The sequence below is a fragment of the Geobacter sp. OR-1 genome, from assembly GCF_000813145.1.
Classification (GTDB): Bacteria; Desulfobacterota; Desulfuromonadia; order Geobacterales; family DSM-12255; genus Geoanaerobacter.
On record NZ_BAZF01000003.1, the window covers coordinates 139,497 to 154,095 of the forward strand.

Here is a 14,599-nt window from a genome sequence, read left to right on the forward strand (position 1 = left end):
CTCACCTCTTTCCATAACTCTATTATCGCACAATCCGGAAATTCCGGTGATCCATTTAATTCAATTCAAAAGGCGGCAATCGGCCGCCTTTACTGTTTCCGCACTGCTGTACAGTCTAGGACACTACCTCATTCAAAGGGCGGCCAAGGGCGCCCTTCTTGCTTTTTTGACCAATGTAACTGTATACTCCCGTCAAGCAAGCTCAGGAGCCGAAGTGGGGACCGCAACAGAAAAGCGCCAAAGGTGACCATAATGCCGAAAAATCGTGATGCAGCCCGCGCCAACCTGGAAAATCTATACCGGATCTTCACCGTGCCGGAAGCGCCCGATTCGACCCTTGGCGCTATCGATCAGGCGATTGCCGCAGATGTCACCGGCTTTTTGCAGACCCATATCGTTGCCATCGAACGCGACCTTGAAGCTATAGAGGCCGATTTCGCCTCCGCCGTTATCCCGGAAGAACCGACCTACGTCTCCGAATACACCGAATTCGTCAAGGAGAACCTGGTCGCCCACTCGGTCCATACCGCTGCCCCGGGCTTTGTCGGCCACATGACCTCGGCGATCCCTTATTTCATGCTCCCCCTGGCGCGCCTCATGACAGCCCTCAACCAGAATCTGGTCAAGGTGGAGACTTCCAAAGCCTTTACTCCAATGGAGCGCCAGGTGCTCGCCATGCTCCATCACCTGGTCTATCGCCGTGATCCCGATTTCTATCCTCCCTGGATTCACAACAGTCAGCATGCCCTGGGCGCCTTCTGTTCCGGCGGTACCATTGCCAACGTTACGGCGCTATGGGTGGCACGCAACCGGCTCTTTGCGCCAAGTGTTGATTTTGACGGCATTGCCCAGGAAGGGCTTTTCCGGGCGCTGCAGCATCGCGGTGTTGACGGCATTGCCGTCCTCGTCTCCGAGCGCGGCCACTATTCTTTCGGCAAGGCCGCCGACCTCCTGGGCCTGGGCCGGGACAACCTGATCAAGGTGCAGACCGATGCCCATAACCGCATCGACCTGAGGCTGTTGCGGGAAGAGGTCCGGCGCCTGCAGGACAGGAACATACTCCCGCTCGCCTTGGTGGGGATCGCCGGCACCACCGAAACCGGCAACGTCGACCCGCTGGAGGCGCTGGCCGATTTCGCGGCGGAACTCGGCTGCCATTTCCATGTCGATGCTGCCTGGGGCGGGCCGACCCTCTTTTCCGACCGGTTCCGCTCCCTGCTCAGCGGCATCGAGCGGGCCGACTCGGTCACCATCGATGCGCACAAGCAGCTCTATGTGCCCATGGGGGCGGGAATGGTCGTATTCAAGGATCCGACAGCCCTTTCGGCGATCGAACATCACGCCAACTATATCCTGCGTCATGGCTCAAAGGATCTGGGGAGCCATACCCTGGAAGGGTCACGGCCGGGGATGGCGATGCTGGTTCATGCCGGTTTATCCATCATCGGCCGCAAGGGGTACGAACTCCTCATCGATATGGGGATCGAGCGGGCGAAGACCTTCGCCGCCATGATCCGCCAGCATCCCGATTTCGAACTGACCAGCGAGCCGGAGTTGAATATCCTTACCTATCGCTACTGCCCGCTTAAGGTTCAACAGGCCCTGGCTGCAGCGCCGGCTGAGCGGTGCGCCGCTATCAATGTCCTCCTCGACCAGGTCTGCATGCTTTTGCAGAAGCATCAGCGGGAAGCGGGAAAAACCTTTGTCTCCCGGACACGGCTACGCATACGCCATGATGAAGAGCTCACTGTCCTGCGCGTCGTGTTGGCCAATCCACTGACGACAAACGAGATTCTGGCATCGATTCTGGCTGAACAGTGTGAGATCGTGCAAGAGCCGGAGATCCAGGCTTTGTTGCAGCAGATTGAGGAAATCTGTACAGGTATTACGGAGAAATAGAGGGGCTTCCCCCGGTAGTTTCGAGGATTCCGGTGAGCAACGAGAATAACCGGCGCGTGACTCTGCTTGGAATTTGAATAGTAGCTGTAATGCTAAAGGCGGCCAATCGGCCGCCTTTAGCATTGTGGTTGGCGCTGAAGCGAAATGCTTTATTCTGATCCGTCGGTGAAGACCGGCAGGTCGATCATGCCGACCCTCGCGGGCCGACCGGTCAACCACCCGATATCCCCTTTTTCAAGCGGTGTCACACGCCTGGCGGATGAGACATGTCGCTTTCCACGTGATTTCGGTCAGCGCCAATTTCCACGTATGTTCCGGGATGCCGTAGAATCGTGTGAGCGTCCATCCTTTTTTAATACCAATTGCCTGCTGCAACGCTTCAGGCGTCCCTTTGTCATCAACGGCTTGCTCACCACGTCTTGAAGACAGGCAGAATTCGAGACTGGTCGATAGGTTCCCCACATCAGTTGTTACGATCACCCCAGAACAGTTGTCAAAGATCTGCTTCCATGGTTATATTATTAGCCATATCTAATAATAAGGCAAGCGGAATGTGAGTCACCGGCATTCCTTCTTGAAAGTGCGGGATCCGCGAAATTTTTGGTATTGGTCAATGCAACTTGTGCTACAAATCTGAAAATAGCTTTTTACTTCTATTTATCGACTCAGGCATGAATAAGCTTCCCGGAACAACTACTACCCCCCCATCGGTCGGGCTGATATTCGGCATTTCCGCTTATCTTATCTGGGGATTTTTTCCGATCTACTTCAGGGCGCTTGGCAGCGTTCCCCCGTTGCAGGTTGTCTCCCACCGGATCGTCTGGTCGGCGCTCTTTCTGGCCATGGTGATCACGCTACGCCGCGGCTGGGGAGAGGTTGCCGCTGCCTTCTCCCGCCGCGGGACTCTGCTGCTCTTGGCCACCACCGCCCTGCTCATCGCCACCAACTGGCTCATCTTCATTATTGCCGTTGACCATGCCAACGTGCTGCAGTCGAGCCTTGGCTACTTCATGACCCCGTTCGTCTCGGTAATTCTCGGTGTTGTCCTGTTAAAGGAGAGGCTGCGGCGGCTACAGGTGGCAGCCCTGGTGCTAGCTTTGATTGGGGTGGCGTTGATCACCTTGCAGCAGACCGGGCTACCCTGGGCGGCGCTGACCTTGGCAGCCACCTTCGGCACCTACGGACTGTTGCGCAAGGTTGCCGGGGTTGATGCCCTTGCCGGGCTGGCGGTTGAGACATTTATCCTGGCTCCGGCGGCTGCCGGTTATCTTGTTTATGCCGAGTTGCACGGTATGGCCGGTTTCTGGCACTCAGGTGCGGGGATTGATGCGCTGCTCGTTTGCGCCGGGCTGGTTACTTCGCTGCCGCTCCTGCTTTTCGCCGCTGCGGCGCGCCGGCTCAGGCTGGCCACCATCGGTTTTCTGCAGTATCTGACTCCGACCATGCATTTTCTGATTGCCGTGAAACTGTATCGCGAACCGTTCACTGTTGCGAACCTGACAAGTTTCGGTTTCATCTGGCTGGGATTGCTTCTTTATTCGGCGGATGCCTTGAGGATGGTCAGGCTGACTACATATAAGCATTAGCCGGCTGTTAGGTCTGGTAATCAGATAACAAAGGGTGCGGCTGCCATTGCGATGCAGGCGATGGTCAAAAGTATTGTGTTGCCGATGAAGCACGGCACAACACAGAGCGCTACGCCCCAGCAGACTATCTTGATGTTGCAGGTTTTCCTGCCGTACATGAAATAGGCCGTGCCGATGAGTCCGGCAAGAATGTTTATGCAGATCGCGGTCATGCTCATATTACCGAGCAGCGACCCTAATCCGGTGGTCGGGTCTGAACCGGCTGCAGCTGCCTGTAACTTCACGGCAACATCCCCTAGATCCGATAACCCCTGCGACGTGTCCGCCATTTCTGCCTCGCTCTTATGGGTATTTGTTGCTGCTGCACGACCGGATGCTGCGTAATATATCGTTATTGGCCATGGCAGTCTCCGCTTTTGCAGAAAGTCATGGGGCCAGGCTGCGTTAACACAAGCAGCTTGGCCCCTTCTTATTTCCTGGGCAATGGATATATGACCTATTCGGTGCGGCTGGTGACTTCCAGCAGGTGGTAGCCGAACTGGGTCTGGATCGGGCCGAGAACCTTGCCCACTTCGCCGGTGAAAACGGCCTGGTCGAACTCCTTCACCATCTGGCCCGGGCCGAATTCACCCAGACCGCCACCCTGCTTGCCCGATGGGCAGAGGGAATGTTGTTGGGCAACGGCTGCAAAGTCGGCGCCGGTTTCGATCTGCTTCTTGAGGTCTTCGCAGACCTCCTTGCTTGCCACCAGGATGTGGCGGGCAGTGGCTCTTGCCATTGTTTACTCCTTGTTGTGTAAGTGTTTTTCGTTTGCATGAGAATCATAGCACAACCGGTAAAGGTGGGCACGCCTTATCAGCATCTGCCCTGAATAATCGTATTTGCCGCACTGAGCAAAAAAGGTTATCCTGCTGCTATGACTCATCAGCAGCAGATACTCCGCCGACGTTGCTGGATCTTCGACCTGGACGGGACGCTGACCCTGGCGGTGCACGATTTCGCCGCCATCCGCGCGGCGCTCGGCATGACGGACAACGACCCCGATATCCTGCGGTTCCTTGCCTCCCTGCCGGCGGCAGAGGCCGCGGCCAGGCATAGCCGGTTGATAGAGATCGAGTATGAGCTGGCTGCCCGGACTGCAGCCGCGCCCGGTGCCATAAGACTGCTCGACCTGTTATCACGCCGTGGTTCGCAGGTCGGCATTCTCACCCGCAACACGCGGGAGATTGCCCTCCATACCCTGACTCAGGTTGGTCTCAGACATTTCTTTGCTCCGGAAGCGATCCTCGGTCGAGACGAGGCCGCGCCAAAACCCCATCCTGAGGGGATCGCCATGCTTCTCGACGCCTGGGGAAGCCGGCCGGACGATGCGGTGATGGTGGGCGACTACCTGTTCGACCTTCAGGTGGGGCGCGCCGCCGGCACCGCCACCATCCATGTGGACAGCAGCAGCGCCTTCCGTTGGCCCGAACTGGCCGATCTAGCGGTGGCCACTCTCGATGAGCTGGCCGAGGGGTTGACGGCTTAGTGTCCCTGGGGAGTTTTGGGAGATAATATGAAAATACAAAAAGTGACGATTGAGACCCGCCCCAAGGCCTACGCGCTCCTGCAGCGCGCCTTTCCCGGCAGTGATTACGAAACCGTTCTGGTGAAGAAACTCCACGAAAATAGCCGGCCGATACATGAATGGGTCTGCATTCATGTCGGCAAGGTCATCGCCTATATTGCCTTTACCAACGCCTATCATGGCAACGAGGTTTGCGGCCTGCACCTGGCGCCGATGGCCGTGGCGCCCGATTTCCAGAAACAGGGGGTGGGATCGGAACTGCTCCGGTTTGCCTTGCGGCAGGAGGCGATCAAGAACGAGACCCTGTTTGTCCTGGGTGAACCCGGCTATTACAAACGATTCGGTTTTGAGCCCTGCAGTATGCCTATCTGTCCGTTCGACAAAGACAACGCGCACTTTCTTAGCATGCGCAACACGATCACCACCAGCTTCAGCGTTGGATATGAACCGGAATTCGTGCCTGTTGCCGCATCGGCCAGGCCAAAGGCCAAGAAGCGCCGGACACGGTGACAATCGGAAAGGGAAGTTAAAATGCGGGTAAGCCGTTTGGCAATCGTACTGTTTTCACTGGCCATGCTCTTTGGCTGCAGCAAGCTGACAATGGAGAACTACTCGAAAATAAAGGTGGGGATCGAGTACGACAAGGTGGTCAAGATTCTCGGCAAGCCCGATAACTGCTCGGAAGCGCTGTTTGTAAGGAACTGCGTCTGGGGTAACGAGCAGAAGAATATCACGGTGAATTTCGTTGGCGGCAAGGCGGTTCTCTTCACCAGCAGGAATATCAAGTGACCGGGAATCCGGTGGGTTAATGAGTGAATTCGGCGGACCGCACAGGAACTGCACTATGACAGCACACAAGCACCCTTTTCAGAGACTTACCCCGGACTTCATCATGGACGCCGTCGAGAGCCAGGGCTTTCGGTGCGATTGCCGCAATCTGGCTCTGAACAGCTACGAGAACCGCGTTTATCAGGTCGGCATCGAGGACGGCAAGCCGCTGATCGCCAAGTTCTACCGTGCCGGCCGCTGGTCTGACCGGCAGATCATCGAGGAGCACCAGTTCAGCATCGAGCTGGCCGGGCACGAGCTGCCGGTGGTGGCCCCATGGCGGAACGCAAGCGGTGAGAGCCTCTTTAAATACCATGACTTCAGGTTCGCGCTCTACCCGAAGCAGGGTGGGCATGCCCCGGAGTTCGACAACCTGGACAACCTGCTGATCCTTGGCCGGATGCTGGGTCGGATGCATGGTATCGGAGCGGTCAGGCCGTTCCGGCATCGCCCGGTCCTGGACAGCCCCGGCTTCGGGCACGAAAGCGTTGCCCTGATCCGCGAACGGTTTATCCCGGCGGAGTATTGCGAAAGCTACACCGCGCTGACCGGCCAGTTGCTGGAGGCAATCGACCAGCTGCTGGAATCAGCCGGGCCGGTCCGCTATATCCGGGTGCATGGCGACTGCCACAGCGGCAATATCCTCTGGCGGGACCATGCCCCCCATTTTGTGGATTTCGACGACAGCCGCATGGCCCCGGCAGTACAGGATATTTGGATGATGCTGTCCGGCGATCGGCCGCGCAAGATTGCCCAGTTGGATGCCCTGCTGGAGGGGTATAACGAATTTTACGAATTCGATCCGAATGAGTTGCGGCTGATTGAGCCTTTGCGGACTATGCGGATGCTGCATTACAGCGCCTGGCTCGCCCGCCGCTGGGATGACCCGGCCTTTCCGATTGCCTTCCCCTGGTTCAATACCATGCACTACTGGGGCGAACATATCCTGGAGCTGCGCGAACAGCTGGCTGTCCTGGATGAACCGCCTCTGGAGTTGCTCTAGCGGAAATGCTACCGACGGAATCGATCCGGCAGCTGACCCGGACAGGTTGTTGCGACTTCTGAGGCCGGTCCGCCGGCGTTGCCGGAGCGCCAATGTATACGCATGTTTCTGGCGCTAGTGCAGGTAGCCATTGCTCCGAACAGCGTAATGTGCTATATCTGAACCGCGCCTGAACCACAGGGAGACCCCCTGTGGTTTTTTTATGGCTGCAGAAAGAGAGTGGCAACGTGATCAGTGCACATAACATCTCCCTTGCCTATGGCAAGCGGGTGATCTTCAAGGATGTCAACATCAAGTTCGTGGCAGGTAACTGCTACGGCCTGATCGGCGCCAACGGCGCCGGCAAATCGACCTTTCTGAAAATCCTGGCCGGTCGGTCGGAAGCGGACTCGGGCAGCGTCTCGGTCGGGCCGCGGGAGCGGATCGCCTTCCTGCAGCAGGACCAGTTTGCCTTTGACGAGCACACGGTCTTCAATACCGTCATCATGGGGCATAGCCGGCTGTACGAGGTGATGACCGCCCGGGAGGCGATCTACGCCAAGCCCGATTTCTCGGAAGAGGACGGCATCCGTTCGGCCGAGCTGGAGGGGGAGTTTGCCGAGCTGAACGGCTACGAGGCCGAGTCAGAGGCCGCGGTGCTCCTGAACGGCCTGGGGATACCGGAAGAGCTGCGCCACAAGCAGATGAAGGAGCTGGAAGGGGGGGACAAGGTGCGGGTGCTGCTGGCCCAGGCCCTGTTCGGCAACCCGGATGTGCTGCTGCTGGACGAGCCGACCAACCACCTGGACCTGAAATCGATCTCCTGGCTGGAGGATTTCCTGTCCCGCTTCAACAATACGGTGATCGTGGTCTCCCACGACCGGCACTTCCTCAACCAGGTCTGCACCCATGTGGCGGATATCGACTTCGGCCGGATTCAGGTCTATGTGGGGAACTACGATTTCTGGTACCAGGCCAGCCAGCTGACCCTGAAACAGAAGCAGGACGAAAACCGTAAGATAACCGACAAGGCCAACGAACTGAAGGAGTTTATCCAGAGGTTCAGCTCCAACGCCTCCAAGGCCAAGCAGGCCACCTCACGCAAACGGTTGCTGGAAAAGCTGACCATCGAGGAGATGCCGGTCTCGTCCCGCAAATACCCCTACGTGGTCTTCAAGCCGGAGCGCCCCTGCGGCGATATCATCCTGGAGATCAACGACCTGTCCAAACAGGTGGATGGCGTACAGGTGTTCAAGGACCTGACCCTTACCGTAAACAAGGGGGACAAGATCGCCTTTGTGGGTGGCAACAGCCTGGCCAAGACCACCCTGTTCCAGATCCTGGCCGGCGAGCTGGAGCCTGACTCAGGTTCCTTCCGCTGGGGGGTGACCATCACCAGCGCCTATTTCCCTAAGGAAAACGGGGTCTATTTTGCCAATGACCTGAACCTGATCGAGTGGCTGGGCCAGTATTCGCCGCCGACCGAGGGAGAGACCTTTGCCCGAGGGTTTCTCGGCCGCATGCTCTTTTCCGGGGATGAAGCGACCAAGAAGACCACGGTCCTCTCGGGCGGGGAGCGGGTGCGCTGCATGTTGGCCCGGATGATGCTCACCGGCGCCAATGCCCTGATACTGGATGAGCCGACCAACCACCTGGACCTGGAATCGATCACCGCCCTGAACAACGGCCTGATCGCCTTCAGCGAGGTGGTGCTGTTCGCCTCCCATGACCATGAGTTTGTCAGCACCGTTGCCAACCGGATCGTGGAGTTCGCTCCCGCCGGGATCATCGACCGGGTGATGAGCTTCGAGGAGTATCTGGAAAGCGCCGAGGTGTCCGAGGAGCGGGACCGCCTCGCCAATGGGCATTACGACCTGGATCTTTAGTTGCGTCCTTAGGTGGGATAGCCATACAAAAGGCGGCCAATCGGCCGCCTTTTGTTGTTGAGGGCAATGATGATTCAATTATGGCGATCCCGGCCTCGGTCCTCTTCCCGCCTCTGACCTTGCTCCTGGCCTTGACCCCTTGGCTCGTGAGACCTTCCTTTATCCTCCAAGCGCTGTTCCTGGCCGTGCGGCCGTGGTGCCTGCCGCTCTTGCTGCACAGCGCCTGGCTGCTGCCTTGGCTGTCTCTGCTCTCTCTGCTCCCGGTATGCCGGTTCCCGCTGCTGAGGAGGCTGGTGCGGCGCCGGTCGCTGGATATCCTGATGCTCAGGGGCTCTCACCCGGGGTTCTTCCCGCTTTTCGCGTCGGCCAGGCTCGGGAGCTTTCCGTTCACCCTGTTGCTGAAAGTGCTGGCGGACCGCCTTGTCGCGCGGCTGGTAACGATAATGCTCGCGGCGTATTGTCTGCTGCTGCTCCGGATGGGGATACCGGTCTCCGGAATACTGCCGCTGATAGACTGGGAGCGGGGCACGCGCCGGGGCGGAGCCGCGCTTCCATTTGTCCCATCCTCTGTGACGCTGCTCCCACTCCCGGCCCCAGTGCTGGCCCCAGCGGGGCGGCGCATCCGGCCGCCAGCTGCGGAAATATGCCGGGGGGTGCCGGTAATAGCGCACCGGAACACGCAGGATGAACAGCGGCACGGCGGTTCGCTCCATAAGGTACCAGGGGCCGTCGTACCAGTAACTCGAGTACCAGCTATCGTCCTGGTAAACCCAGTACATGCCGTCGTAAAAGAAATAGTTGCTATCCACCTGCGGGGCGTAATAGACCGGGTAGCCCGGCACCGGCACGAGCTCCGGGAACACCGGCAGGTTGATGCCGATGCGCAGGTTGGGTAACCCGATTCCGATGCTTATCTCGGCCGAGGCTGAGGGCACGCAGATGAGCAGCATCCACAGCACAATGACTCCGTAACGAAGTTCCCGCATTGTTGCCTCCATTTCGATAACCGCTAGTTCTGGCAATCCCCAGCGTAAAGAACCATTCAACTTCCTGCAAATACTGCGGGCAGGAATACGGCGATGCAAACGATCCTTAAAGTTTATCCCTGTCTGACCCCCTGTCAAACAGGGTGTTAATCCCTGATATAGCTGGCAAACAACGGGCTGCGGCGCTAAACTATACATATAGAGTGAAACGGGGGGAGCAATCATGACCGCTACCATTTCCTGTCAAGAGTTGCACGAGCGGCTCGCCGGCAACGACTCACCGCTTGTCATCGATGTCCTTCCACCTGAGGTTTATGCCGGCCGGCACATTCCCGGAGCCTGTAACGCCTGCATCTATGAGACGATATTCCTGAACCGGGCTATCGAACTGGCGCCCGACCATGAGAAGCCGATCGTGCTTTACGATGCTTCCGGTACTACCATGGCAGCCGCGACGGCACAGGAAAAGCTGCTGGCAGCCGGTTACCGGTCTGTGCGGGTTCTGACCGGTGGTCTGTCCGGCTGGGCCGCCAGCGGCTACCCGGTGGAAACGGTAGAACCACTGCCAGAGGAACCGGTGCTCAGGGACGGTATCTACCGGCTCGACCCGTCAGCTTCGGTTCTGGAGTGGACCGGCCGTAATTTCAACAATCGCCACTACGGCCGGATCCCGTTCAGGAGCGGCGAAATCGTCATCAGCAACGGGGAGCTTCTACGGGGGGAAATGAGTCTGGATATGACCGGGATCAGCAACCTGGACCTGCAGGACGAAGCCTACCGGCAGATGCTCGTCCGGCATCTGAAATCGGATGATTTCTTCAATGTCGACCGTTACCCGGTCGCGGCCATTGCCATCACCGGCTGGCAACCGATCGCCGCCGCCACACCGGGAACGCCGGATCACTACGTGCAGGCAGAGTTGACCATCAAGGGGATTACCCGTCCGATAGCCTTCCCGGCCGCTGTTGCACCGCAGGAGGACGGCAGCTTGAAGGCCCATGCCACTTTTGACATCGACCGGACCAAGTGGAATATCTGCTACGGTTCCGGCAAGCTGTTTGAAAAGCTGGGGATGCATCTGGTTCACGACCGGATCGATATCGAGCTGTTCATAGTTGCCCGTAATAGCGGGTGAGTTATTGAATCTTGGGGACGTATTGTCGCGATACTGCGGCAAAGGAGGCCACCATGCCTGAAAGAACCATTCACGACCGTGCGGCCGGCGCCATCATGGGTGCCTTCATCGGCGATGCCATGGGACTGGGGCCGCACTGGTATTACGATCTTGACGAACTGCGCCGCGACTATGGCGACTGGGTCACCGATTATACCGACCCCAAGCCGGGGCGCTACCATAGCGGATTCAAGGCCGGCCAGCTCTCCCAGGCTGGTTTCATCCTCAGGCTGACACTCGATTCGCTGGTTAGCCGCGGCAAATATGACGAAGCAGATTTCTGCCGCCGTATGGATGAGGATCTCCTGCCACTGCTTGACGGTACCCCCATCAGCGGTCCGGGAGGGTATACCAGCCAGTCGATCCGCGAACTCTGGCGCCAGCGGGTACAGCAGCGGGTGCCATGGGGCCGGACCGGCGGCCCGGCGGACGATACCGAAGCGATCGAACGGACCCTGGCCCTGGCAGTGCGCTATGCCCTCGATCCCGGAAAACTTGCCGCCACCATCAAGAGCAACACGCTTCTGACCCAGAACGATCCGGCCATTGTCTCCATGACCGTGGCCTACGGCGCGGTGCTCGGGATGCTTGTGCATGGGCATGCCATGAACCCGCAGCTGTCGGGCAAGCTGATGCGTCTGGTTAACAAGGGGGAACTCCCTTTTCACCACATTACCGGTGACAATCTGCAGCCGCCCCGTCCGGGCGACCCGGACCCGTCCAATGCCGGATTGTTTGCCTCTCCCGATGCCCTGCTGACCCCATCCTACATGGCGGCCGCCGCCATCGATCCGGATATCCGCATCGAACCGGCCTGGAAGGTCTCCATTGTCTACGGCATGCCCTGCGCCATCTACCACCAGTTGCCGGCGGTCTACTATCTGGCGGCGCGGTTCCATGACGATTTCGAAGCCGGCCTGCTGCATGCCATAAATGGCGGCGGCCAGAACCAGGCCCGCGCCATGCTGACCGCTGCCCTGGTTGGCGCCCAGGTTGGGTTGACCGGGATACCGCAACGCTTTATCGATGGACTGGAAGATTCCACCGGCCTGGTCAACCTTGCTCACGGGCTGGCACTACAGGTAGACAGTGCGGCAGCAGGGGATTAAAGCACCAGGCGTTGACAACAACAGCGCATCCGTGCCATAAAATTGATGGTATGAGGGAAAGCCGCTTCTACCTGCTGAAGCGGCTTTTGCGTGTGATACGAACGAGCAAAGAAACCTGGAGAATGATTGTGGACCCCAGAAAACGACTACTGATCAGAAACAAGGCAATAGCCACCGGCTTGATGATCGGCGCAGCCATACTGTTTGTTGTGGCCCGCTCGCAGAATGGGCATGGTGCCTGGGAATGGCTGGCCGCTTTTGCTGAAGCAGCCATGGTCGGCGCCCTGGCGGACTGGTTTGCCGTTGTGGCGCTGTTTCGCCACCCATTGGGGGTGCCGATACCGCATACGGCCATCATTACGAGCAAGAAAGAGGTGATTGCCTCGAATCTTGCCGACTTTATCCGGGACAAGTTTCTTGCCAGCGAGACCTTGGTCGCCAAGCTGCGCGAGTACAACCCGGCCGAGCATCTTGGCGCCTACCTGATGGCAAAGGATAACAGCGCCGGCCTGGCCAAAGGGTTGACCCGGTTACTGGCCGAATCCCTGGATTTTATCGATGACGACCGGGTGCAGCAGTTGCTCCGTACCGCACTGGCCGACCGGATCGAAAACCTCGATCTCTCGTCCGCTGCCGGGGCGCTTCTCGATACCCTCAAAAAAGACAATCGCCACCAGATCGTGCTCGATGACCTGCTGAACCGGGTTGCCGCCTGGCTGGCGACCGCCGAGGCGCAGGCCAGACTGGCCAGCTCCATCGATGACATGTGCACCAAAGAGTATCCGCTGCTAAGCGTCTTCATTCCCAACCGGGACCAGTTTGCCAAGGGGGCGGGCGAAAAGGTGGCCCGACGGATAAACGCACTGATTCAGGAAATTAATGCCGACCCTTGCCATGAGCTCAGGTACAAGTTCGATCATGCCGTTAAGGAGTTCATTGTCAGGCTGAAGACCGACCCGGTGCTGCGCCACAAGATCGAGGCGATCAAGCTCGAAATCGTCCACGACCGGGTTATTGCCGATTACGTGCAGAATATCACCGGTGACCTGAAGAACTGGCTGAGCAATGACCTGCATCAGCCCCATTCAAAGGTGCAGGAAAAGATCTCGGCAGCGGTCAGCGGGCTTGGCAATAACTTGGCGCAAAACAGCGGGTTGAAGGATTCTCTGAACGAACACCTGGAAAAGCTGCTCCTGCACTACGGGGATGCGCTGCGCACCGCAATAGCCGGCCATATTTCCGGCACGGTGCAAAGGTGGGAAAACGAAGATTATATCAGCGAGATCGAGCTGAGCATCGGTTCAGACCTGCAGTTCATCAGGATGAACGGCACTCTGGTCGGCGGCGTCATCGGCCTTTTGCTGCACGCGGTCTCACTGCTGCTTGTTTAGCGATTCCGGCTGCACTGCATTCAATCCAAAGGGGGCCGATCGGTCTCCTTTTTATTATCGGGAGGATGAATGGTCAGTTGGCGCTTCTGCGTGGTGCGCCTTTGGCAGTGACCAGTTAAAGTGGATGGCGCAGAGTCTGAGCAGGGTTGTGGCAATGGCGGAGATCGCCAGCGCCCACTGGGCAGGAAGTGTGGTCTGGTGCAGCAGATAGAGGAGGGTTCCCCCAGCCAGGCAGGCCGACGCATAGACCTCCTTTTGCAGCACCAGCGGCACCCGTGATGAGAGGATGTCGCGCATCATGCCCCCTGCGGTGGCGGTCATAACCCCCATCATGACGGAACCGACGAACCCGATATTGAAATCAAGCCCCTTGCCGGTGCCGATTACCACGAAGGTCCCCAGCCCAAGCGCGTCTAGGTAGAGCAGGGGGTGCTCAATAAACCCGATCCTTTTGTGGAACAGGAAAACCGCGAGCGATACGATGATTGAAAGGTAGAAATAGGTCTCGTCCTTGAAGATAAACGGCGGAGTATCCCCCAGCAGCAGGTCGCGCAGGGTTCCGCCGCCGATTGCGGTCACCATCCCAAGCATCAGGACGCCAAAGAGGTCCATGTCGCGGCGGATGCCGGCCAGTGCGCCGGAAGCAGCGAAGGCGGCGGTGCCGAGCAGGTCGAGACTGTAGAGCAGGGTCACAGATCTATCCTCCGGCCAGGAGTTTACTATTATCCTCAGTGGAACGCAATCTGCCTGTCCATGAAAATTACGGACACCGCGTTCACCGGAAAATCCCGAACAGGCTCCGGAAAAACTGCTTCGCCTTTCCCGAGAAACTCTGATCAAGGGTCAACGATTGTAAAGTTATGCGCAAACCGATCTGCGCCGGGTGTTTACGGAGCCCCCTTTACTGCGAAAGGATATGGCGTTAAAATTCCGGGGATGCTAATTGCGATATCATGACAACAGGAGAGCACACTATGGAAATCGATCTGCGCCGGCTGCGCAATCTGATCAGCAAACAGAGGGACGAGATTGAACGAAGCGTGGAAGGAACCGGCTACTTGGCAAGGACCGTCATCGGCGTCGGCACTTTCCTGCTCGATAACGAAGGCAACATAGACCTCCTCTCTTCAAAGCAGCTGGCCACCTTTGAAAAGTTCCTCAAGCCGCTTCTGGAGAAGTCTCCCCGCTAAT

At 58.2% G+C, this 14,599-nt stretch carries 15 protein-coding genes; 11 read left to right on the plus strand and 4 right to left on the minus strand.

The features are described from left to right. Positions 1 to 252: 252 nt before the first annotated feature. Both panP and rarD read left to right on the plus strand, forming a co-directional pair. Positions 253 to 1,899 carry a pyridoxal-dependent aspartate 1-decarboxylase PanP gene (gene panP / locus OR1_RS04250; RefSeq protein ID WP_041970212.1) on the plus strand — a complete coding sequence of 549 codons (1,647 nt, stop codon included), beginning with the start codon at positions 253 to 255 and terminating at the stop codon, positions 1,897 to 1,899. Positions 1,900 to 2,570: 671 nt separating this feature from the next. Then, positions 2,571 to 3,485: an EamA family transporter RarD gene (gene rarD / locus OR1_RS04255; RefSeq protein ID WP_041970213.1), complete on the plus strand. Its 915-nt coding sequence runs from the start codon at positions 2,571 to 2,573 to the stop codon at positions 3,483 to 3,485. Positions 3,486 to 3,505: 20 nt separating this feature from the next. On the opposite strand, the gene OR1_RS04260 is transcribed toward rarD, so the two are convergent. Further along, entirely contained in the window at positions 3,506 to 3,814 is a 309-nt protein-coding gene (locus OR1_RS04260; protein ID WP_041970214.1) for a hypothetical protein, read from the minus strand. 167 nt (positions 3,815 to 3,981) lie between these two features. Continuing rightward, positions 3,982 to 4,263, minus strand: a complete 282-nt coding sequence (locus OR1_RS04265) for a peptidylprolyl isomerase (RefSeq protein WP_041970215.1) — start codon at positions 4,261 to 4,263, stop codon at positions 3,982 to 3,984. A gap of 138 nt (positions 4,264 to 4,401) precedes the next feature. Between OR1_RS04265 and OR1_RS04270 the strand changes: the two genes are divergently transcribed. From OR1_RS04270 to OR1_RS04290, 5 genes are all read left to right on the plus strand, one after another. After that, entirely contained in the window at positions 4,402 to 5,013 is a 612-nt protein-coding gene (locus OR1_RS04270; protein WP_041970217.1) for an HAD family hydrolase, read from the plus strand. A gap of 27 nt (positions 5,014 to 5,040) precedes the next feature. Continuing rightward, on the plus strand, positions 5,041 to 5,562 hold the full coding sequence (locus tag OR1_RS04275; protein WP_041970219.1) for a GNAT family N-acetyltransferase: 522 nt from the start codon (positions 5,041 to 5,043) through the stop codon (positions 5,560 to 5,562). 21 nt (positions 5,563 to 5,583) lie between these two features. After that, entirely contained in the window at positions 5,584 to 5,841 is a 258-nt protein-coding gene (locus OR1_RS04280) for a DUF3862 domain-containing protein (protein ID WP_041970220.1), read from the plus strand. A gap of 55 nt (positions 5,842 to 5,896) precedes the next feature. Further along, a complete protein-coding gene (locus OR1_RS04285) occupies positions 5,897 to 6,883 on the plus strand; it encodes a serine/threonine protein kinase (protein WP_041970221.1) in 987 nt (328 codons plus the stop codon). A gap of 227 nt (positions 6,884 to 7,110) precedes the next feature. Then, entirely contained in the window at positions 7,111 to 8,748 is a 1,638-nt protein-coding gene (locus OR1_RS04290) for an ABC-F family ATP-binding cassette domain-containing protein (RefSeq protein ID WP_041970435.1), read from the plus strand. A 74-nt stretch (positions 8,749 to 8,822) separates the two neighbouring features. Here OR1_RS04290 and OR1_RS04295 read toward each other — a convergent pair whose 3' ends face one another. Further along, on the minus strand, positions 8,823 to 9,734 hold the full coding sequence (locus tag OR1_RS04295; protein ID WP_041970223.1) for a hypothetical protein: 912 nt from the start codon (positions 9,732 to 9,734) through the stop codon (positions 8,823 to 8,825). A gap of 223 nt (positions 9,735 to 9,957) precedes the next feature. On the opposite strand from OR1_RS04295, the gene OR1_RS04300 reads away from it, so the two are divergent. From OR1_RS04300 to OR1_RS04310, 3 genes are all read left to right on the plus strand, one after another. Continuing rightward, positions 9,958 to 10,869, plus strand: a complete 912-nt coding sequence (locus OR1_RS04300; RefSeq protein WP_041970224.1) for a YceI family protein — start codon at positions 9,958 to 9,960, stop codon at positions 10,867 to 10,869. Between the two features lie 53 nt (positions 10,870 to 10,922). After that, positions 10,923 to 12,017, plus strand: coding sequence for an ADP-ribosylglycohydrolase family protein (locus OR1_RS04305; protein ID WP_041970225.1), 1,095 nt, complete (start codon positions 10,923 to 10,925; stop codon positions 12,015 to 12,017). Positions 12,018 to 12,139: 122 nt separating this feature from the next. Then, positions 12,140 to 13,408, plus strand: coding sequence for a DUF445 domain-containing protein (locus tag OR1_RS04310; protein ID WP_041970226.1), 1,269 nt, complete (start codon positions 12,140 to 12,142; stop codon positions 13,406 to 13,408). Positions 13,409 to 13,462: 54 nt separating this feature from the next. Here OR1_RS04310 and OR1_RS04315 read toward each other — a convergent pair whose 3' ends face one another. Then, positions 13,463 to 14,101 carry a trimeric intracellular cation channel family protein gene (locus OR1_RS04315; RefSeq protein ID WP_041970227.1) on the minus strand — a complete coding sequence of 213 codons (639 nt, stop codon included), beginning with the start codon at positions 14,099 to 14,101 and terminating at the stop codon, positions 13,463 to 13,465. Positions 14,102 to 14,382: 281 nt separating this feature from the next. Here OR1_RS04315 and OR1_RS04320 point away from each other — a divergent pair, with 281 nt between their 5' ends. Continuing rightward, complete coding sequence (locus OR1_RS04320; protein ID WP_041970229.1) at positions 14,383 to 14,598, plus strand: hypothetical protein; 216 nt, start codon at positions 14,383 to 14,385, stop codon at positions 14,596 to 14,598. Position 14,599: the final 1 nt, after the last annotated feature.